Annotated in this window: 22 protein-coding genes; 9 read left to right on the plus strand and 13 right to left on the minus strand. The window is 61.3% G+C overall.

Translation table 11 applies throughout. The features are described 5' to 3' along the window. Positions 1-71: 71 nt before the first annotated feature. Together BOA8489_RS03745 and BOA8489_RS03750 are read right to left on the minus strand one after the other, a co-directional pair. The gene (locus tag BOA8489_RS03745; RefSeq protein ID WP_093972651.1) at positions 72-332 is read right to left on the minus strand and encodes a succinate dehydrogenase assembly factor 2; all 261 of its coding nucleotides are present in this window, start codon (positions 330-332) and stop codon (positions 72-74) included. Beyond that, positions 329-724 (minus strand): helix-turn-helix domain-containing protein, encoded by a 396-nt coding sequence (locus BOA8489_RS03750; RefSeq protein WP_093972652.1) that lies wholly within the window; start codon positions 722-724, stop codon positions 329-331. The genes BOA8489_RS03745 and BOA8489_RS03750 overlap by 4 nt, the downstream gene beginning before the upstream one ends. A 79-nt stretch (positions 725-803) precedes the next feature. Here BOA8489_RS03750 and BOA8489_RS03755 point away from each other — a divergent pair, with 79 nt between their 5' ends. Beyond that, on the plus strand, positions 804-2,006 hold the full coding sequence (locus BOA8489_RS03755; RefSeq protein ID WP_093972653.1) for a pyridoxal phosphate-dependent aminotransferase: 1,203 nt from the start codon (positions 804-806) through the stop codon (positions 2,004-2,006). After that, complete coding sequence (locus BOA8489_RS03760) at positions 2,003-2,410, plus strand: hypothetical protein (RefSeq protein ID WP_093972654.1); 408 nt, start codon at positions 2,003-2,005, stop codon at positions 2,408-2,410. The genes BOA8489_RS03755 and BOA8489_RS03760 overlap by 4 nt, the downstream gene beginning before the upstream one ends. Positions 2,411-2,453: 43 nt before the next feature. On the opposite strand, the gene BOA8489_RS03765 is transcribed toward BOA8489_RS03760, so the two are convergent. Next, entirely contained in the window at positions 2,454-2,936 is a 483-nt protein-coding gene (locus tag BOA8489_RS03765) for a GNAT family N-acetyltransferase (protein ID WP_093972655.1), read from the minus strand. A 102-nt stretch (positions 2,937-3,038) separates the two neighbouring features. On the opposite strand from BOA8489_RS03765, the gene BOA8489_RS03770 reads away from it, so the two are divergent. Beyond that, entirely contained in the window at positions 3,039-3,647 is a 609-nt protein-coding gene (locus BOA8489_RS03770; protein ID WP_093972656.1) for a flavin reductase family protein, read from the plus strand. 3 nt (positions 3,648-3,650) lie between these two features. On the opposite strand, the gene BOA8489_RS03775 is transcribed toward BOA8489_RS03770, so the two are convergent. From BOA8489_RS03775 to BOA8489_RS03790, 4 genes are all read right to left on the minus strand, one after another. Then, positions 3,651-5,714: a hypothetical protein gene (locus BOA8489_RS03775; RefSeq protein WP_093972657.1), complete on the minus strand. Its 2,064-nt coding sequence runs from the start codon at positions 5,712-5,714 to the stop codon at positions 3,651-3,653. 163 nt (positions 5,715-5,877) lie between these two features. Beyond that, positions 5,878-8,649, minus strand: coding sequence for a DUF4159 domain-containing protein (locus BOA8489_RS03780; protein ID WP_093972658.1), 2,772 nt, complete (start codon positions 8,647-8,649; stop codon positions 5,878-5,880). After that, a complete protein-coding gene (locus BOA8489_RS03785) occupies positions 8,649-9,527 on the minus strand; it encodes a DUF58 domain-containing protein (RefSeq protein ID WP_245813652.1) in 879 nt (292 codons plus the stop codon). The genes BOA8489_RS03780 and BOA8489_RS03785 overlap by 1 nt, the downstream gene beginning before the upstream one ends. After that, complete coding sequence (locus BOA8489_RS03790; RefSeq protein WP_093972659.1) at positions 9,524-10,531, minus strand: AAA family ATPase; 1,008 nt, start codon at positions 10,529-10,531, stop codon at positions 9,524-9,526. The genes BOA8489_RS03785 and BOA8489_RS03790 overlap by 4 nt, the downstream gene beginning before the upstream one ends. Positions 10,532-10,590: 59 nt before the next feature. Here BOA8489_RS03790 and BOA8489_RS03795 point away from each other — a divergent pair, with 59 nt between their 5' ends. Genes BOA8489_RS03795 through BOA8489_RS20990 form a run of 3 tightly spaced genes read left to right on the plus strand, consistent with a single transcriptional unit; the run spans position 10,591 to position 11,817 of the window. Continuing rightward, a complete protein-coding gene (locus BOA8489_RS03795) occupies positions 10,591-11,190 on the plus strand; it encodes a DUF1285 domain-containing protein (RefSeq protein ID WP_093972660.1) in 600 nt (199 codons plus the stop codon). A gap of 7 nt (positions 11,191-11,197) precedes the next feature. Continuing rightward, on the plus strand, positions 11,198-11,446 hold the full coding sequence (locus BOA8489_RS20985) for a DUF1801 domain-containing protein (RefSeq protein ID WP_306345744.1): 249 nt from the start codon (positions 11,198-11,200) through the stop codon (positions 11,444-11,446). Next, the gene (locus BOA8489_RS20990) at positions 11,443-11,817 is read left to right on the plus strand and encodes a YdeI/OmpD-associated family protein (protein WP_306345745.1); all 375 of its coding nucleotides are present in this window, start codon (positions 11,443-11,445) and stop codon (positions 11,815-11,817) included. The genes BOA8489_RS20985 and BOA8489_RS20990 overlap by 4 nt, the downstream gene beginning before the upstream one ends. Positions 11,818-11,899: 82 nt before the next feature. Here BOA8489_RS20990 and BOA8489_RS03805 read toward each other — a convergent pair whose 3' ends face one another. Then, positions 11,900-12,319, minus strand: a complete 420-nt coding sequence (locus BOA8489_RS03805; RefSeq protein ID WP_093972661.1) for a cupin domain-containing protein — start codon at positions 12,317-12,319, stop codon at positions 11,900-11,902. A 131-nt stretch (positions 12,320-12,450) separates the two neighbouring features. On the opposite strand from BOA8489_RS03805, the gene BOA8489_RS03810 reads away from it, so the two are divergent. Next, positions 12,451-13,041, plus strand: a complete 591-nt coding sequence (locus tag BOA8489_RS03810; protein ID WP_093972662.1) for a TetR/AcrR family transcriptional regulator — start codon at positions 12,451-12,453, stop codon at positions 13,039-13,041. An 8-nt stretch (positions 13,042-13,049) separates the two neighbouring features. On the opposite strand, the gene BOA8489_RS03815 is transcribed toward BOA8489_RS03810, so the two are convergent. Further along, positions 13,050-13,793 (minus strand): hypothetical protein, encoded by a 744-nt coding sequence (locus BOA8489_RS03815; RefSeq protein WP_141138231.1) that lies wholly within the window; start codon positions 13,791-13,793, stop codon positions 13,050-13,052. Positions 13,794-13,896: 103 nt separating this feature from the next. Between BOA8489_RS03815 and BOA8489_RS03820 the strand changes: the two genes are divergently transcribed. Further along, the gene (locus tag BOA8489_RS03820; RefSeq protein WP_093973031.1) at positions 13,897-14,220 is read left to right on the plus strand and encodes a VOC family protein; all 324 of its coding nucleotides are present in this window, start codon (positions 13,897-13,899) and stop codon (positions 14,218-14,220) included. A 53-nt stretch (positions 14,221-14,273) separates the two neighbouring features. Continuing rightward, positions 14,274-14,981: a helix-turn-helix transcriptional regulator gene (locus BOA8489_RS03825; protein ID WP_093972664.1), complete on the plus strand. Its 708-nt coding sequence runs from the start codon at positions 14,274-14,276 to the stop codon at positions 14,979-14,981. A gap of 68 nt (positions 14,982-15,049) precedes the next feature. On the opposite strand, the gene BOA8489_RS03830 is transcribed toward BOA8489_RS03825, so the two are convergent. From BOA8489_RS03830 to BOA8489_RS03845, 4 genes are read right to left on the minus strand one after another with little or no spacing between them, the layout of a single operon-like run. After that, entirely contained in the window at positions 15,050-15,631 is a 582-nt protein-coding gene (locus tag BOA8489_RS03830) for a GNAT family N-acetyltransferase (RefSeq protein ID WP_093972665.1), read from the minus strand. Further along, positions 15,631-16,893: a M16 family metallopeptidase gene (locus tag BOA8489_RS03835; RefSeq protein ID WP_093972666.1), complete on the minus strand. Its 1,263-nt coding sequence runs from the start codon at positions 16,891-16,893 to the stop codon at positions 15,631-15,633. Before BOA8489_RS03835 ends, BOA8489_RS03830 begins: the two co-directional genes overlap by 1 nt. Beyond that, a complete protein-coding gene (thrC, locus tag BOA8489_RS03840) occupies positions 16,890-18,281 on the minus strand; it encodes a threonine synthase (protein ID WP_093972667.1) in 1,392 nt (463 codons plus the stop codon). Before thrC ends, BOA8489_RS03835 begins: the two co-directional genes overlap by 4 nt. Then, positions 18,278-18,952, minus strand: coding sequence for an SURF1 family protein (locus BOA8489_RS03845; protein ID WP_093972668.1), 675 nt, complete (start codon positions 18,950-18,952; stop codon positions 18,278-18,280). The genes thrC and BOA8489_RS03845 overlap by 4 nt, the downstream gene beginning before the upstream one ends. Between the last annotated feature and the right edge of the window lie 28 nt (positions 18,953-18,980).

Here is an 18,980-nt window from a genome sequence, read left to right on the forward strand (position 1 = left end):
GAAAGAACCTGAAAATCCGAAAATTACGTTAAAGCGTGGAAATTTTGCACGAAAACTTCCGGAACTTCTATTCAGACGCTCGGAGCACCCAACAAGACCGCCCGAATAAGCCCCTGATATTGCTCAGGAGTTTCCTCCTGAGCACTGATCCAGCGATAGATTTCCTGATCGTTTTCCGCAAGAAGCTGCTCGTAGATATCCAGCTCGGCGTCCGACAATTCGCTCAAAGGGCCATCCGAAAATGGCCCAAGCAGCATGTCCATCTCGCGCATCCCGCGCCGCCAAGACCGGATTCTAAGCCGTTTCAGGCGGACTTCACGTGTTTCACTCACGCGGCCTGCTCCGAGATCGCTGTCTTCAGCCGCTTCTCCAGAACCCCGATCCGTTCGGCGGCCTGGCTCATCTGCATCCGCAAAACCCGCATCTCCGTCATCACGTCGCTCAGATCGTACGGGTCTTCCTCCAGCACGTCGTCAGGCGCCTGTCCTTCGCCGGTCAAGAGCCAGGGGATGGATACATTCAAGACGCCAGAGAGCATCTGAAGCTTGTTGGCGCGCGGTTCGGCGACATCGTTTTCCCAATGCTCCAGGGTCTTCAAACCAATACCAAGCTTCTTGGCCAACTCCTTCTGATTCAAACCCTGGCCTTCGCGCGCCGCTGCAACGCGATCACCAAAGGTTGCTGTCTCATCGGAATACCAGTCGGAAGTCGTGGTCTCGGACATTATATCATCCTTATCTCTTGCGGGCAGTATAACCGCTTTCTAGAACACTCCCTAACCGCTTTGCTTTCCGAGGACGACCATGGCCTTCCTTTCTGCGACACTGGACCGCGTGAAACCTTCGCCGACGGTTGCTTTGACGGCACTTGTGGGCGAATTGAAGGCACAAGGCCGCGACATCATCGGCCTTGGCGCGGGCGAACCCGACTTCCCAACGCCCGAAAACATTCGCGAGGCCGGAAAGCGCGCGATCGACGAAGGCAAAACCCGCTACACCGCTGTCGATGGCATCCCCGAACTCAAAGCCGCGATCATCGCCAAGTTCGCCCGCGAAAACGAACTGACCTACGACGCCTCCGAAATCAGCGTCGGAACCGGTGGCAAACAGGTTCTCTACAACGCCCTCATGGCCACCCTGAACCCCGGCGACCAAGTCCTGATCCCTGCCCCTTACTGGGTCAGCTACCCCGACATGGTGCTTCTGGCCGGCGGCGAACCTGTGAACCTGCCCGCAGGCCCCGACAGCGGCTTTCGCATTACGCCCGACCAACTCGAAGCCGCCATCACCCCGAAAACCAAATGGCTGATCTTCAACTCACCCTCGAACCCCACGGGTGCGGGCTATTCGCCGAGCCAACTCAAAGCCCTCACCGATGTCCTTGAACGCCACCCCCATGTCTGGGTCTTGACGGACGACATGTACGAACACATCGCTTTCCCCGGCTTCGACTTCAAGACACCAGCACAGATCGCCCCGGCCCTGAAAGACCGCACCCTGACTCTGAATGGGGTTTCCAAAGCCTACGCCATGACCGGCTGGCGTATTGGCTACGCAGGCGGGCCGAAACACCTCATCGCGGCGATGCGCAAAATCCAGTCGCAATCCACATCGAACCCCTGCACGATCAGCCAATGGGCCGCCGTCGAAGCCCTGAATGGTCCGCAGCACTTCATCGCAGAAAACGTCGCAACCTTCCTGCGCCGCCGCGACCTCATCGTCGCAGGACTGAACGCCGCCCCCGGCATCCATTGCCCAACCCCCGACGGCGCGTTCTACGTCTACCCGTCGATCACCGGGTGCATTGGCAAGACCAGCGCGGGCGGTACAGAAATCGACACCGACGAAACCTTCTGCAAAGCCCTCCTCGAAGAAGAAGGCGTCGCCGTCGTCTTCGGAGCCGCCTTCGGCCTCTCCCCCGCCTTCCGTATCAGCTATGCAACCTCCGACGACGACCTGACGGAAGCCAGCAAACGCATTCAGCGTTTCTGCAAGGGCCTCGCGTGACCGGCACGCCCCCCGAATACTATGTGCGCCTGCGCGACAACGGCGCTGCGGTCTTTCACATCGACCCCGAAAACCGCAACCGCCGCATTGAAATGACCCAGATCGCGGTCATCACCAAACAGGGCGATGTCAAACCCCACGGCGACCATACCCTGACCGCCGCCGATCTCGCCGCCGTCGCCAAATGGCAGGCCGAGCGCGCCGAAATCGACGCCAACCGCCAGATCGACGATATCCTGCGCACCGTCGATCATCTGAACCTGACCGCAAACTGGGTCCAGCAAAAGGCCAGCGACACCGACCTCGATACCATCACCGACCCGCTCCTGATGGCGATGCACGACCTGCGCCAGATGCTCGTGAAAAAACAGGCGGCCCGCCTCACCAAAAACGACGAAACCTGACCCCTTCACCCTTTCCTAAATACCAAAAAACGCGCCGGTCGTCTCACGCGCTCCAGCGCCGCACAAGACCGGTCACGTCTTTCCAGCTCCCGGATACGATTTCGCGCCCCAACACCCGATCCGGGTTCGTCGGCGGCGGCATCTCGACCCCATCAAGCCGCCTGAATCCGAACCGGCTGTAATAGGGCGCATCCCCGACCAGCATCACACGATCCCAGTCAGCCGCCCGCCCCAGACTTTCTTCAATCAGCAATCCGCCCAGACCTTCGCCCTGTCGGGTCGGGTGCACCGCAATCGGCCCCAAAAGCAATGCAGGCGCGTCCCCGACCCGAACCGGCCAATAGCGCACGGCCCCCGCCAGAATCCCATGCGGGTCGCGTGCCACAAGGCTCAAATCTGCAACCGGAGCGACCCCATCGCGCAAACGATACGACGACAGCGCCTCACGCCCGGGCGCAAAGCAAAGATCGAAAAGTGCTTCGACCTCCCAGATATCCGCATACCTTTCCCGCCGAAGCTCGTACATACTGCCCTGTCCCGCCCCTTTCAGCGCTTTTCGCTGGAAAACCGCCTAGCACGAGGCTAGTTCCGAAACAAACCTCATGTCAGCAAAAGGCGCGCGCTCTCCATGTTCTACCGCCCAGAAGACGGTCACGGCCTCAAGCACAACCCGTTCAACGCAGTCGTTACGCCCCGCCCGATCGGCTGGATTTCGACACGCGGCGCGGATGGCTCGGAGAACCTCGCACCCTACTCCTTTTTCAACGCGGTCGCCTATGTGCCACCACAGGTCATGTTCGCCTCCACGGGGACGAAACCCGACCGCGACGGCACCAAAGACAGCCTCGCCAATATCCGCGAAACAGGCGTGTTCTGCGTCAATATCGTAGAATACGAAATGCGCGACGTGATGAATGTCTCATCTGGCAGTTGGGACCGCGATGTGGATGAATTCGACAAAGCCGGGATCGCCCGCTTCGACTGCGAGACCATCCCCGTATCCCGCGTCGCCGACGCACCTGCGTCACTGGAATGCAAAGTCACCCAGATCGTGCAACTGCCGGGCGAGGCGAACTTCGTCACCTTCGGCGAGGTCATCGGCGTCCACCTGCGCGACAATTGCATCGTGGACGGCAAATTCGACGTTCTGAAGTACCAGCCGCTAACGCGCCTCGGCTACCGGGACTATTCCCGCATCACGTCGCTTTTCGAATTGAAACGCCCCGACGAGAAATAAACTCTACCGCCGCCCCTCGCGAAGCCACCCGGCCACCGCCAGAAGCGACGCCAGCAATAGCAAAGCCCAGGCCGGCAATAGCGGTGACACGCGGACATCCGCCGTCACATAAGCTTCGCGTGGTGTAATCCCGATCCAGCCACGCCCCGCAGCGACCCGGCCTTCCCGCACCTCACGAATATCCGGGACACCATCGCGCAAGAACCGAACGCCCCCTCGCGTGGCCGCCACAACCGGCTCCAGAACCGCCCCACTCGCAATCGTCTCTTCAAACTCCCGCGGCGCTGACGGTCCCAACGCAATCACCGCCTCCTGATCGCCCTCGACCAGGCGATAAAGCCCAATTTCCGGCCCTTCAAACGTCGCCTCGAACCGCCCCGGAGAGACCTCCTCCAATGGCACCAAGACCACCGCCCCATCCGGCCCGGTGATCTCCACCGGCGCCACGTCTTCCCCCAAAGTCCGGCGCGTCACGACCATGGTCTGCCCTTCAGCCGCCACGCTCAGCGCCTCTTCCTCAAGGTCTGGCTCTTTCATCATCCAATGCGCCAGACGCCGCAGCAATTCCAACTGCGGCCCGCCCCCATCATACCCCCGCGACCAAAGCCAGGCATGATCCGACGCCAACAGCGCCACGCGCCCCTCGCCCACGCGGTCCAACACCAGCAAAGGCCGCTCATCCACGCCCGACATCACCGACGCACCCCGTTCCGGAATGACATCCACAATCCGCAACCACCGCCCCCAGGGCGGCCCGTCGCCCGCCACTTCTGGTTGAAACCCTTCCGTCACCGGATGGCGCTGCCCGATCTCCGTCACGGTCGGCAAATAGGCCTCCTCCAGCACCCGACCCGAAGGAGACGCTGGAATGATCTCCGCCAGCGGCGAGCGATAAATCGAATCCGCCCCCGCAAAATCCGGCCCCGCAGCAATCAGCAAAGCGCCCCCGTCCTCTACATAGCGGCGAATGTTATCGAGATAGATCGACGGCAAAATGCCCCGCCGCTTATAGCGGTCGAAAATTATCAGATCGAACTCATCGACTTTATCGAGAAACAACTCCCGCGTCGGAAAAGCAATGAGTGACAACTCATTGACTGGCACCCCGTCCTGCTTTTCAGGCGGGCGCAAAATCGTGAAATGCACCAGATCGACTGAAGCATCCGACTTCAGCAGGTTCCGCCATGTTCGTTCGCCCGCATGAGGCTCGCCCGACACCAACAACACCCGAAGACGATCCCGCACCCCGTTGATCTGCACCACGGCCGCGTTATTGCGCGCGGTCAGCTCACCTGGCTGCTCGGGCAGGTTGAACTGAATGACATTCATCCCCCCATGCTCCAAAGTGACCGGCAACTCCAGATCCTCACCAATCGGCACATTGAAAAGCTGAGGCTCGCCGCCATCCACCGAGATCTCCAGTTCCGCCCGCTCCGGCAATCCAACTGGCACCACCCCTTGATCCTCGATCCGCAACGTCAGCGTCACCGGCTCGTCCAGAATCGCAAACGCCGGCGCATTCTGCACCATCAACCGACGATCCCAATCCGTCTCGCGCCCCGTCAACAAGGCATGCAATGGCGCGGGCAAATCGGGCGCGCGCTCCACATCATGCAACTGCCCGTCGCTCAACAAGATCGCCCCCGCCAGCCGAGACCGCGGTTCTTCCGCCATGGCATTCGCCAAGGCCTCCATCAGCAAAGTGCCCTGATTGCCCTCGCTGTCCCCCAAAGTGACAACCCGCAACTCCACATTGTCCAGCCGCGCAATCTCCGCCTCGATCCCGGCAATCGCCTCCGCCACCTGCGCGGGGCGATCCGAAATCCCCTGACTGGAGCTTTCATCCACCACCAACAGCACAACATCGCTCAGCGCCTCGCGGTCCTCGACCTGCAACGACGGATTGGCGAGTGCCAAGACCAACACCGCAAACGCCAGCCCGCGCAGCCACCAGCCCGAAAGTCCGCGCCACACCGCGACGCCCACAAACAACACCGCCAGAATCGCTCCCGCCAAAACCGAAGGCCATGGCAGCAGCGGGTCAAAAATGATCGTCCCCGTCTCCATCACAGACCTTCTTCTTGGCTAAAAAATATTGGTGGAGTGCGAGGGGCCTTTCGGCGATTGCAGGCAACCGCCTGCCGGCAACACATTGCTGTGCGATGTGTGAGAGGCAAAGCCCCCTCGCCCACCGCGTTTGCAAAGCAAGCGCAATATGTCTCATGCACACTCACTGCCCCAACCGATCCAGCAAAGCAGGCACATGCACCTGATCCGACTTATAATTCCCGGTCAGCACATGCATGATCAGATTCACGCCAAATCGATAGGCAATCTCGCGCTGCCGCTCTCCGGCAAACCCGCGCCCCACCGGATATATCGGCGCGCCCACCGCATCCATCGCCCAGGCCGCCGCCCAGTCGTTGCCGCCAATAATCACCGGAGTCACATTGTCATTGAGATTGCGAAACGGCATTCCGTCCGCCCGCTCCGCATCCGCCGGTGAGGCTTCAACCCAGACATCCCGGCTGGCATAACGCCCCGGAAAATCCTGCAACAAATAAAACGTCCGCGTCAGAACATGGTCGCCGGGGATCTGCTCCAATGGCGGCACATCCAGCGGCAAAGCCAACTCGCGCAGCTTCCGCTCATTCGGGCTCGATCCCCCAAATTGCGCCGTATCCGCATCCCGCGTATCAAACAGGATCATCCCGCCCGTGCGCAAATAGCGATTGAGCTTGGCATAAGCCTCCGACGAAGGACGCGGCTGATCTGGCGTGATCGCCCAATACAAGAACGGATAAACCGACAATTCATCCGTCTCCAAATTCACAGCCGTCGGGTCCGTCGGCTCGATCGAGGTTCGACGAAACAACACATTCGACAAGCCTCTCAACCCCGCACTCGAGGTCGCATCCACCCGTCCGTTGCCTGTCACTACATACCCCAAAGACAACTCCGACGCCGCAAACAAGGACTTCTCAATATCCTCAACCGTCTCTTGCGCTTGCGCCTCGGGCGCCCCCATCAACAGCGCCGCAACCAACACTACAGCCGCCTGCGCCCGTGGCCCCGTCAACTTCCCCGATAACCAAAGCGAGGCCAGAATATCAACCATCAGTGCAAGCATCCCCAAGGTCAGAACCAGCCCCTTAAGAGGCGTCTCCCGCGTCACCGCCAACCCTTCAACCGGCACGTCCGCAGGCCAGACCACGCGCTCCAACATGTCATCAGCCCCGATCACATTCCGCGCAATCCGCCTGTCCTCGCCCGCATAAAGCCCCGGCGGCAAATCCGCACTCAAAGCCCCTTGCGCCAAGTCCTCGCCCCGAACGCCCGCCAAAGCGCCTGCGTCTTCAATCTGGCCCGTCGCCGTCAAAACCTGATCCGGCGTCCAGACCGTACCGGCCAAATCCTCCGCCGTCACAGCCGCCGGCGTCGACGACACGGCCAAACGCTCCAACATCTGCACGAACAACCCTGACAAGGGCAACGTCGACCACTCCGCATTCGCCGTCACATGGAACAAAACGACCTGCCCGGCGTCCAAACGCTTCCTCGTCACCAAAGGCGTGCCATCGCTCAAAGCAGCAATCGTGCGCGAGGCCAGAGACGGGTCCGGCTGCGCCATCACCTGCGCAGACACCACCACGTCATCCGGCACCGCCAATCCAAAAAACGGGCTCTCCGGCAAAAATGCCCGAAGCGCCTTCGGCTCGCCCCATGACATCGCGCCACCCACATTGCGCCCTCCCGCGCGCAAGCGCACCGGCATCAGGATGTCTTCCACGTCCCGCCCAATATCCGACGCCGCAACACGCGGCCCGGCAAAGCGCACCAGAATCCCCCCACCCCGCACCCATCCTTCAAGGTCCGACGCCTCGCTCTCTGCCAAAGTCGCGATATCGGCCAGAACGATCACATCCGGGTTCGCCAAAACGATATCCGACAGATCACCCTCGATGAGGTCCGCATTCGGCAACAAAGCCTGCTCCAAGTAATGCGTCGGCGTCAAAAGCTGCAAACCCTCGCGTTCATCGCGCGCCGCCAGCAAGGCCACCTCGCGCCGCCGCAACGCATCATCCGTCAGGCTCACCGCTCCCGCCGAGCGCTGCCCCGACAATTCGAACCGAGTGATCCGGTTGCGCAACTCCGGCGGCAAGGACAAAGCCAAAGACGCTACAGGCTCGCCATCGCCAAACTCAAACGTCCCGCTCGTCAACTGCCGAGGCGTGCCCGCCGGATCAAGCCCATGCCCAATCACAGTGACTTCCGAAGCCCCCGTCGTCCGACTGCGCACCGCCTCCAAAGCAATCGCGCCGTCTGCAAACCGCGCTGGCCGCAGCCCAAACACAGGCCGCTGCGCCTCAAACACCGAAACCGCGCCTGCGCTCTGCAAAGCGGTCAAAAGCCCGTCGCGCCACGAGTAATCCAACCCATCCGACACCCAAAACGTATCAAACCCGGCTCCCAAATCATCGGCCCAGCCAAGAACCACATCCGCATCCGGCGCCCAGGCTGCAGGCTCCAAACCGGGCAACTCGGAAACCCATGCATCCGCCGACCGGAATGGCACGTCGCCTGCCGGAATATCCGTCAACACAATGACAGCCGTCTCGCGCCCGGCCTGCAAAGCCTCGCCAAGAACCATGTCCACCCGCTCAATCCGCCGCGTCCAGTCCGACGCCCCGGCCCAGGTGCCATCCATCAACACCAATAGCGGCCCATCGCCCCCGGTGCGATCCTGAGGATTCAACACCGGCCCCGCAAAACCGATAATTGCTGCCGCCACGGCCAAAGTCCGTAGCAACAACAACCACCACGGCGTGCGATCCGTTTGCGTTTCGTCGTCCGTCAGCCCTAGCAGCAACGCCACACCTGGAAACCGCCGCCGGATCGGCGCTGGCGGCACCGCGCGCAGCAAAATCCAGAGGATCGGCAAGGCGATCAACCCCAGCAGCAACCATGGCGCGCTAAATCCTATGGGCCCAATGCTCCACATCAGTGCACCCGCTCCAACGCCCCATAAAGCCACAACAAGGCCGCCGAGGCCGACGCATCCGTGTGATGGCAATGAAATTGCCACCCTGTCGCACGGCACAACGACTGCAACTCATCCTTGCGCGCCGCCAACCGCTGCAAATAGCGATCCCGCAAATCGCCCGCCTTCAACGTCTCATGTGCCAAAGTCCCGCCAACACTCTCAAAGATCGTGCGCCCATCAAACGGAAACGCCTCTTCCTGAGGATCCAGAACCTGCACCAATGCACCATCAACGCCCCGATCCGCGGCCCGCGTCAAGGCCGCCTTCACAGGACCGATATCGCCCAGGAAATCCGATACGAACACCGCCCGCGACCGCGCAGGCACCCCCCGCAACTCCGGCGCAATATACTCCGCCGCCTCGGCGCTCTCCGCCAAAGACGCCGTCAACCGCATCAACTGCACCTGTCCCGAACGCGGTGGCAACCCCGCGTTGGTCAACCCAACCCGCTCGCCGCCCCGGATCAGCAAAACCGCCATCGCCAGCGACAACACCCGGGCGCGATCCGCTTTCGTCGGCAGTGCCTTATCGCTGGAAAATTCCATCGACTGCCCGGTATCCAGCCAGATCATCACCGACTGCGCCGCCTGCCATTCCTTCTCGCGCACAAACAAGCCGTCATCCGACCGGGCCGAACGCCGCCAGTCAATCGACCGCGCTTCATCACCCGCATGGCTGGGCCGATACTGCCAGAACTGATCGCCCTGTCCCACGCGCCGCCGCCCATGCTCGCCAGCCATCACCGAAGACGCCAAATGCTCCGCCGCCGCCAAAAGCGGAGGCAACGGACCTGCAAGGGTCTCGGCGTCCTGCCTTAAGCGGGGCGCTTGTCTCACGCGGCAGCCTCAGTCCGGGTCACAACCTCGGTCACCTGAGAAATCACGGTGTTCAACTCCATGCCCCGCGCCCGCGCCGCAAAGGTCAGCGCCATACGGTGCGTCAGAACCGGCGTCGCCATCGCGGCCACATCCTCAATGGAAGGCACCAATCGCCCTTCCAGCAACGCACGCGCCCGCACCGTCAGCATCAACGCCTGCGCCGCGCGTGGCCCCGGCCCCCAACCGACATTCTCGCGCACGATATCGCTCGCGCCCGGCTCGTCAGGGCGACACGCCCGCACCAGATCAAGGATCATCTCGACCACGGCTTCACCCACCGGCATCCGCCGCACCAGGCTTTGCGCGGCCATCAACTCCTCGGGCGAGAATACTCGCGTCGACTGCGCTTCACCGGCCCCCGTCGTCGCCATCAGGATATCCCGCTCGGTGTCGCGATCCGGATAAGGCACATCAATCTGTACCAAAAACCGGTCCAACTGCGCTTCCGGCAAGGGATAGGTCCCCTCCTGCTCAATCGGGTTCTGCGTCGCCAACACATGAAACGGAGCCGGCAAATCATGCGGCACACCGGCCACCGTCACCGATTTCTCCTGCATCGCCTGCAACAAGGCCGACTGCGTCCTCGGAGACGCCCGGTTCACCTCGTCCGCCATCAACAACTGACAGAAAATCGGCCCCTTGATGAACTTGAACGCGCGTGACCCATCCGCCCCCGTCTCCAGCACTTCCGACCCCAGAATATCGGCCGGCATCAAATCCGGCGTGAACTGCACCCGCTTGCCATCCAGTCCCAGAACCGTCGACAGCGTATCCACCAGCCGCGTCTTTCCGAGCCCCGGCAAACCGACCAGCAACCCATGCCCGCCACACAAGATCGCGCTCAACACAAGATCGACCACCCGTTCCTGTCCAATGAACCGATGGGTTATGCTCGCCTTCGCTTCGGCCAGCTTTCCACCAAGCGTTTCGATCTCGGCGACAAGGTCCGGGGTTTCACTCATGGCAACGCGCTCCTAATGATCTATGATCTCAATAGAACGAAGTATGGCGAACGGGACAAATGGCAAAAGAGGAAATGGCACAAAACATCGTGAAACCCTCCGCCGAGGGCATCGCAGCCAGCGCACGCGCCGTAAAAACGCGCGGTTTACCGCCGGTGCACCTTTGGAATCCCCCAGATTGCGGCGATCTGGACATGCGCATCGCCCGTGACGGGACGTGGTTTTACCTTGGCACACCCATCGGACGCCCCGAGCTGGTGCGCCTTTTCTCGACGATTCTGCGAAAAGACGGCGACCGCTATGTCCTCGTCACGCCTGTTGAAAAGGTCGGTATCCAGGTTGATGATGCGCCCTTCGTCGCCGTCGACTTCACCGCAACCGGCGTAGGTACTGACCAAAGCCTGACCTTTGAGACCAACTTGGGCGACACCGCCACCGCCAGCACCGACCACCCCATCCGCGTCGAACGCGATCCCGAGACGGGCGAACCCTCGCCCTACATCCTGATCCGCGCCAATCTCGAAGCGCTCATCGACCGCAAAAGTTTCTATCGCCTCGTCGATATCGGCGCGCATCACGACGTCGACGGCAAAAGCTGGTTCGGCCTCTGGTCCGAGGGCCAGTTTTTCCCGGTCATCCCAAGCGCCGAACTGGGCTAGCGCCTCGATGATTGAGGACATCGAAGACTACTTTACCAAAGGCTGTGGTCGCTGCCCACGCTTTGATACACCCGATTGCTCAACCAGACAGTGGCACAAGGGCCTTCTGGCCTTGCGCAACATCTGCCAGATGGCGGGCCTCACCGAAACGCTCAAATGGGCGCACCCCTGTTACATGCACGCCGGACGCAACATCGTGGTCTTCGGTGCCTTTCGGGGGACTTCCGCCTCAGCTTCTTCAACGCCGCCCTCATGAAGGACCCCTATGGAGTCCTTGTACGCCAAGGGCCCAACGCCAAACACCCCGACTCGATCCGCTTCACCGACAACGCCGCTCCCGACAGTCAAAAGGCCACGATCCAGGCCTACCTGAAAGAAGCGATGGGCTACGCCGAACAGGGCCTGAAGCCCCCAAAGGACGTTACCCTGCCGGAAATGCCGGACGAATTGACGGACGCACTTGATGCCGACCCCGAACTTGCCGATGCCTTCCACCGCCTCACACCGGGCCGCCGCAAAAGCTACATCCTAAATCTTAACCGGGCCAGGCAATCCGCAACACGCATCAATCGCATCGAGAAATTCCGCGATAGAATCCTTTCCGGCAAAGGCGCGACAGAGAGATAGGGAAGGCCTTATTGGCCCACCCTCTCACCTTGGGCTCAGATCAGCACATCAGCCACGCCAAGATAACGACACCAATTTGCCGTCACTCCGGGAAAATTGCATCCCGTTCGCCGTCAAAGTCCAGCAAGCCAATGCAAACCACCTCACCGTCACAGCGATCCGCGTGGAACACACCGCCTTCGACAAACGCGTAATCCCCCGCCGTCGTCGCGGTTTCCGAACCGTCCTCATGCACGTGGACCCAAGTCCCCTGAATGGTCAGACCCCAGTAATCATTGGTATGCGCATGAGACGGGATGCCAACACCGGGTGCCATCCGAAGAAGCCAGATGTCATCCCCCGCTGCCGGACCGCCCCAACCGAGCGCAAGCTGAACGCCCGGAATAACGTCCTGCCAGGCCACTTCACCAAGAAAAACAATATGATCGTCCTTATGCGCATCCGCCAAAACCGGGCTCGACAAAAGGGCCGCCGCGCAGACGGCAGTGAGAAGCTTCTTCATGTCCTGATATCCTTTCAGACAAAGTTGACCGGGTGCCTCAACCAAGTCTAACCCGGCGTTGCTTAATTACGGACCAATCGGTAACCTATTAAAAAGCCCCTCGTCAATAATTAATTACCACATGGTATAAAATGTCTGAAAAAGCCAAACGCGGCCGCCCCAAAACGCTCAATAAATCCGACGTGGTCGATATCGCGATGCACGCCTATTGGCAGGACGGCCCCGAAAACGTCTCGCTCAATTCGGTGGTACAGCGCGCCGGCGTCGCCAAACCGTCGATCTACCGCGAGTTTGGCAACGAAGACGGCCTGACCAAAGCGGCACTCGCCCATTACGCCGAATGCGTGCTCACCAAAGTTATCGAGATCCTCTCCAGCGACGCCAGCTTTCGCGACCGTATCAACGCCGTCGCCCGCCTCTCCGCCGAAGATCCGCTGCACAAGCACGGCTGCCTCTTCGTCAAAATGCGCGCCAACCAGTCGGCATTCGGTGAAACCACCCGCGCGCTCATTGACCAAATGGACGCAATGGCCCTCGCCGCTTTCGAAAAAGCCCTGCACGATGGCCTCGAAAACGGCGACTGGTCAGGCAACATCCCGGTGCCGCAAGCCGCGCAATATCTCCACGCTCAGATCGGCCTCGCCCTCGACATGCGCGCCCGCGGCGAAGATCCAAAAGACGTGATCGCCCTCGCCCTGTCGATCTTCAAACGTCCAACTTAAGACACGGCCTAACGCCCAACCACTTCCTCCAGAACCCGCAGAAACGGCTCGCCCGCCTCCGCCCGCGCGATCAACTCCAATAACCCCGCACGCCCCGCGCGACGATCGATCTCGGCCACCTCCGCCGCTGCCGATCCATAGGTCCGCCCCACGCCCAACTCATCGAACACCGCGCGCAACTGCCAGAACCGCGTCACCTCACGCACCCGCGCCCGAGACGCCTCCGTCACCGCCCCGCCTCCACGCGGATGATCCGCCACATAGGTCGCAAGCCCCTCATCAAACCATGTGGGGTAAGGCTGGCGCACCAAATTGCGCAATCCCATCGACCGGTGCAGCCGGGCATGCATCATCTCGTGGCTCAACGTGCCAAGCGTCAATCCACCCGGCGCCACCATCACCGCCAGATCCGCCACCGAAAGCCCATTGCCGCCAATCCCGAAATCCCGCGCACAGGCACGGCTCGCACAAAGCACCATCACTGGACGCGGTGCCGCGTCCCCGAAAAACTCCTCGACCCGCACGCGCGCCGCATCAACCAACCCCAGATAATCCCCCGCCCGCTCGGGCCGATCCGTCCAGACATGCGGCGCAACCTCGACCAGGCCATAGGCCTCGGGCCAGACAAACCGATGGCTGCCCGGCAGCGCCACTCCAACGAGCAGAGCCGCAAAGCACGCATTCGACAAGAAACTGAAAACCCGTCCAAACATGCCACTGTCAAAGCCGGGAAAGCTTCGGGTTTCAACCACATTAGCCGTCCGCAAATTCGCGCGCCACCAAATCCTCCTGACACAACCCTGTCAGGAGGCGTGTGTCAAAAGGGGTCATCAACTCAACAAAGGAAAGCGAATCATGACCACCACTCCTGCCAATTCCGTCGTCTGGACTGAAATCCCCGTGCGTGACATCGACCGCGGCATCGCGTTTTATAAGGCCGTGTTCAACTTCACCCTCAACCGTGACGAAAGCGGGCCAAATCCGATGGCAAACTTCACCGATGACATGACCGGCGTGTCTGGCCACCTCTACCCCGGCGAGCCTGCCGCCCCGAACCAGGGTCCTACAATCCACCTGATCGTTCCCGACACGCTCGAAGCCGCCGCCGACCGCTGTTGGAAAGCAGGGGGTACCGTGCAAGGCGATCCGATCCCGCTGCCCGTCGGGCGCTTCCAATAGGCGCTCGACCCCGACGGCAACTCCATCGGCCTCTTTGAAGCCAAGGCCGCCTGATGCGCCGGGCCGACCGTCTCTTTCAGATCGTGCAATATCTGCGCGACGGTCGGCTCACCACCGCCGCCATACTGGCCGAAAAACTCGAAGTCAGCGAACGCACCATCTACCGCGATATCGCTGATCTCATAGGCACCGGCGTGCCGATCGACGGCGAAGCAGGTGTCGGCTACATCATGCGCGAAGGCTATGACGTCCCGCCCCTGATGTTCACACGCTCCGAAATCGTCGCCCTCACCGCCGGTGCGCGCCTGATCCGCGCCTGGGGCGGCACCGCCATGGCAGAAGCCGCCGAAGAGGCATTGGTAAAAATCCGCGCCGTCCTGCCAGACGATGCCCGCTCCAGTGCGGCCAAAGTGCAGGTCCACGCCTTCCAGATGCCCGAACTTGACGCGGAAACCCGCAAGCGCCTCGACCTCCTGAAAGCCGCCGTCGAAACGCACACAAAGCTCGACATCACCTACACAACCGAAGACGGCACCGCGTCCATGCGCAGCATCCGCCCCTTGGGCCTGTGGTTCTGGGGCAAGGTCTGGACCCTCGTCGCTTGGTGTGAACTGCGCCAAGACTTCCGCATGTTCCGCGCCGACCGCATCACATCAACCACCGGCGCCGGGCACTTCCGCGAAGAACGCGGCAAACGTCTCAGCGACTTCTACGCCTCCAAAGACCCGAACCGCCCTTCGAACCTGACCCTCAGCGGATAAAGACAAAGGCACCGCCCCTTCCTCTTCACCCTTTCATAAATACCAAATCCGACAGCTACCCAAAGGCGCTACCCGTCGACCTTACCGCGCCGATCCCCACGCAAATTCGCGTATAGAACATGGTTCCGCCACCGCCCGTCGATCTGCAAATACGACTGCGCCACGCCCTCGTATTTGTACCCGCATTTCTCCAGCAATCCCCGAGACGCCTTGTTCTCGGGCAAACACGCGCTCTCCAACCGGCTGAGGTCCAACACCTCGAACGCGTGATGCACCATCGCTGTCAGCGCCTCGCGCATATAGCCTTCACGCGCATGGGGCGCACCGATCCAATACCCGATCGTACCGGCCTGCGCCGGCCCGCGCCGGATATTGTCCAAGGTGATCGCCCCGATCAAACGCCCGTCCTCGCGCCGCTCCAGAAACAACGGCAAAGCCGTCCCTTGCGCAATTGACCGGCTGGCCCAATAGACCCGGTTCACAAAGGACTTCCGAGACAGATGGTCCCGCGCCCAGCGCGGCTCCCAAGGCGTCAGAAACTCCGCCGATTGCTCGCGAAGCGCCGCCCAGTGGCGAAAATCTGAATGCACGGGCGGGCGCAAAATCATCCGCCCGGTATCGATCCGGACCTTGCGCCCGAACTTCAGCATTACGCGACCAACCTGCCCGCCAGAGCCTCGCGCTCCGGTGCGCGCGAAATCGGCCCATACAATGCCAGAGCCGTGTCGGCCTTCTCAACCAAGTCCGCCGCAAAGGCCTTCGCATCGCCCGTCGTCACAGCATCAATCAACTCAACCGTTTCTTCCAGCGGCGGCACCCGGTCCCAGATCGACATCAAACGCGCCAGACGCTCGGCGCGGTTCGACGGGCTCTCCAGCCCCATCAGCATCCCCGCCTTCATTTGCGCCCGCGCCCGCGCGATCTCGGCAGGCGTCATATCGTCCGCCGACCGCTTCAATTCATCCACCGTCAGGTTTACCAACCCTTCGATGTCCTCCGCGCCGGTCCCGGCATAAATTGTCAGCAAGCCGCTATCTGCATAAGCCCCGGTCTGCGCAAATATCGTGTAACACAAACCGCGCTTCTCACGCGCCTCTTGAAACAGCCGCGATGACATGCCGCCGCCCAAAACGGTCGAGAAAATCTGCGCCGTATATACAGCCGGATCGCGATAGCCGGGCGTTTCGAACGCCAAAGCGAAATGCGCCTGCTCAAGGTCCTTCTCAACCCGGTGCTCGCCGCCCCGGAAAACCGCCGGATCGGTGCCACCGCCATCATGCGCCGCCAGATGCCCGAACGCCTCCTCCGCCGCCTTCACAATTGCCTCGTGATCCACAGCCCCCGCCGCCGAGACGATGATATTGCCCGGCGCATACCGCTCGGCCACAAACCCCGAGAGATCTTTGACACCAAAAGACGACACCTTCTGGGACGGCCCCAAAATCGTGCGCCCCAAAGGCTGATCCGGAAACGCCGTCTCCTGCAACCAGTCGAAAATCACATCGTCCGGCGTATCATGCGCCTGCCCGATCTCCTGCAGGATCACATGCCGCTCGACCTCGACCTCGCGCGGGTCAAACGCCGGATTGAGAACGATATCGCTGATCACATCAAACGCCAGCGGCACGTCATTCTCCAAGACACGCGCATAATACGCCGTCATCTCGCGGCTGGTGTAGGCATTGATATACCCGCCTACATCTTCAATCGCCTCGGCAATATCCAAAGCAGACCGCTTCGCTGTCCCCTTGAACGCCATATGCTCCAGAAAATGCGCGATGCCGTTCTGATCCAGACGCTCATGCCGTCCACCGGCTGCAACCCAAACCCCGAGCGACGCCGAAGCCAGCCCCGGCATATGCTCCGTCACGACACGCACGCCGTTGCTCATACGATGAATTTCAACCGTCACGTTTTGCGCATCTTTCGGATCAAAGCCTCAATCTCCCCCAGGTCATTTTTCACGCGCGTGACGCGCTCCGGCCTTTGATAAAGATCCCCCATCCGGTTTGGAAGAGGCGGCCTGATGCCGGTCGCAGCCTCCACCGCATCCGGGAACTTAGCCGCGTGCGCGGTGGCCAGCGTGATCATCGGCACCGCCGACAAACCCTGCTCCTCAGCCACCTTCACACCCACCGCCGTATGCGGGCAAAGGATCTCCCCCGTACGCTCCAACATGGTCGCAATCGTCGCGCTCGTCTCCGCTTCCGACGCCCGACCCGACGCATAGATATCCCGCAAAACCTCAATCGCGCCCTGGCTCACAGGAAATCCGCCCGACGCTTTCAACTCGTCCATCAACTGCGCCACCGCGCCCCCGTCCCGGCCATAAGCCTCGAACAAAGCGCGCTCAAAGTTCGACGAGACCTGAATATCCATCGACGGCGAAATCGACGGCGTCACACCTTCCTTGGTGTACGCGCCACTCTCCAACGTCCGGTGCAGAATGTCGTTCTGGTTCGTCGCAACCACCAACCGCTCAATCGGCAAGCCCATCCGCTTGGCGATATAGCCCGCAAAGATGTCTCCAAAATTCCCCGTCGGCACGGTGAAACTCACCGACCGCTTCGGCGCACCCAAAGACACAGCGGATGAGAAGAAATACACCACCTGCGCTAGCACCCGACCCCAGTTGATTGAATTCACCGCCGCCAGCCGCACCTCGTCGCGAAACGCAAAGTCGGCGAACATATCCTTCACCGCCGCCTGACAATCGTCAAAATCCCCGTCCAGCGCCAAAGCATGCACATTCGCCTCAACCGGCGTCGTCATCTGCCGCCGCTGCACTTCCGACACGCGCCCATGCGGATACATAATGAACACATCCACCGCATCCAGACCCCGAAACGCCTCGATTGCCGCCGACCCGGTATCGCCCGAGGTCGCACCCACGATCGTGACCTTCTCGCCTCGTCGCGTCAAAGCTGACTCGAACATCTGCCCGATCAGCTGCATCGCAAAATCTTTAAACGCCAAGGTCGGCCCGTGGAATAACTCCAACAGGAAATGATTTGGTCCCAACTGCACCAAGGGCGCCCGCGCATCATGCCCGAACGAGGCATAGGCCCGCGCAATGATCGCCTCGAACTCCGCGTCCGTAAACGCGTCCCCAATAAACGGACGCATCACCCGAAACGCCTGTTCCTCATAGGTCAGCCCGGCCAACGCGGCGATATCCCCGGCCGACATGACCGGAATGCTCTCAGGCACATACAGCCCGCCATCCCGCGCCAAGCCCGTCAGCATCGTCTCTTCAAAATTCAAAACCGGAGCCTGCCCCCGGGTCGATACGTATTTCATGTCATGTCCTCACGGCGTCCCCGCCTCATACGCCAAAGAAAAAACGCCGTCATCCCCGCCCAGACAATTGCCAGTCCAAACCACTGAACCGCATAGCCGAGATGGTTGTTCGGGATGCCAGCACTGGTCACCGGCAATGGCGTCGCCCGCAGGTCCGTTCCCGACACCTCCCGCGCCACGACCAGTACAGGCTCCGCCCCCAACGCCTCGGCCATCACATCGACATCCCGCGCAAAAACCAACCCCGCTCCCAAGTCCGGCTCCGGCGTAAAACTATCCACCTCGCGCGGCCATTGCAGATTGCCCACAACCGTCATCGCAACGCCGGGCCGCACCACATCCCGCGCATCCGACGGCACAAACCCCTCGTCCACCATGATCCGCCGCCCCGCGTCCGTCTCAAACGCCGAAATCACCCGATACCCCGGCCCGCCCCCCTGCACCGAAGTCAAAGCAACCAACTCTTCCCCAACCGTCCGTCCCGAAACCGCCACCGGCAAAAAACGGTCCGCCTCCACATCAAACACCTCCGGCAAAGCCACCGGCTCCGCCCCGATCCGCGCTTCGATCTCGTTCAAAAGCGCCGTTTTCCACGCAAGCCGCTCCAACTGCCACGCCCCAAGCGTCACCAGAACGGCACAACCGACAATCCCGAATATCGAAGGCACCATCACGCGCAAAGTCGTCTCTCCCAAGCAA

The organism is Boseongicola aestuarii (assembly GCF_900184815.1).
Lineage (GTDB): Bacteria > Pseudomonadota > Alphaproteobacteria > Rhodobacterales > Rhodobacteraceae > Boseongicola > Boseongicola aestuarii.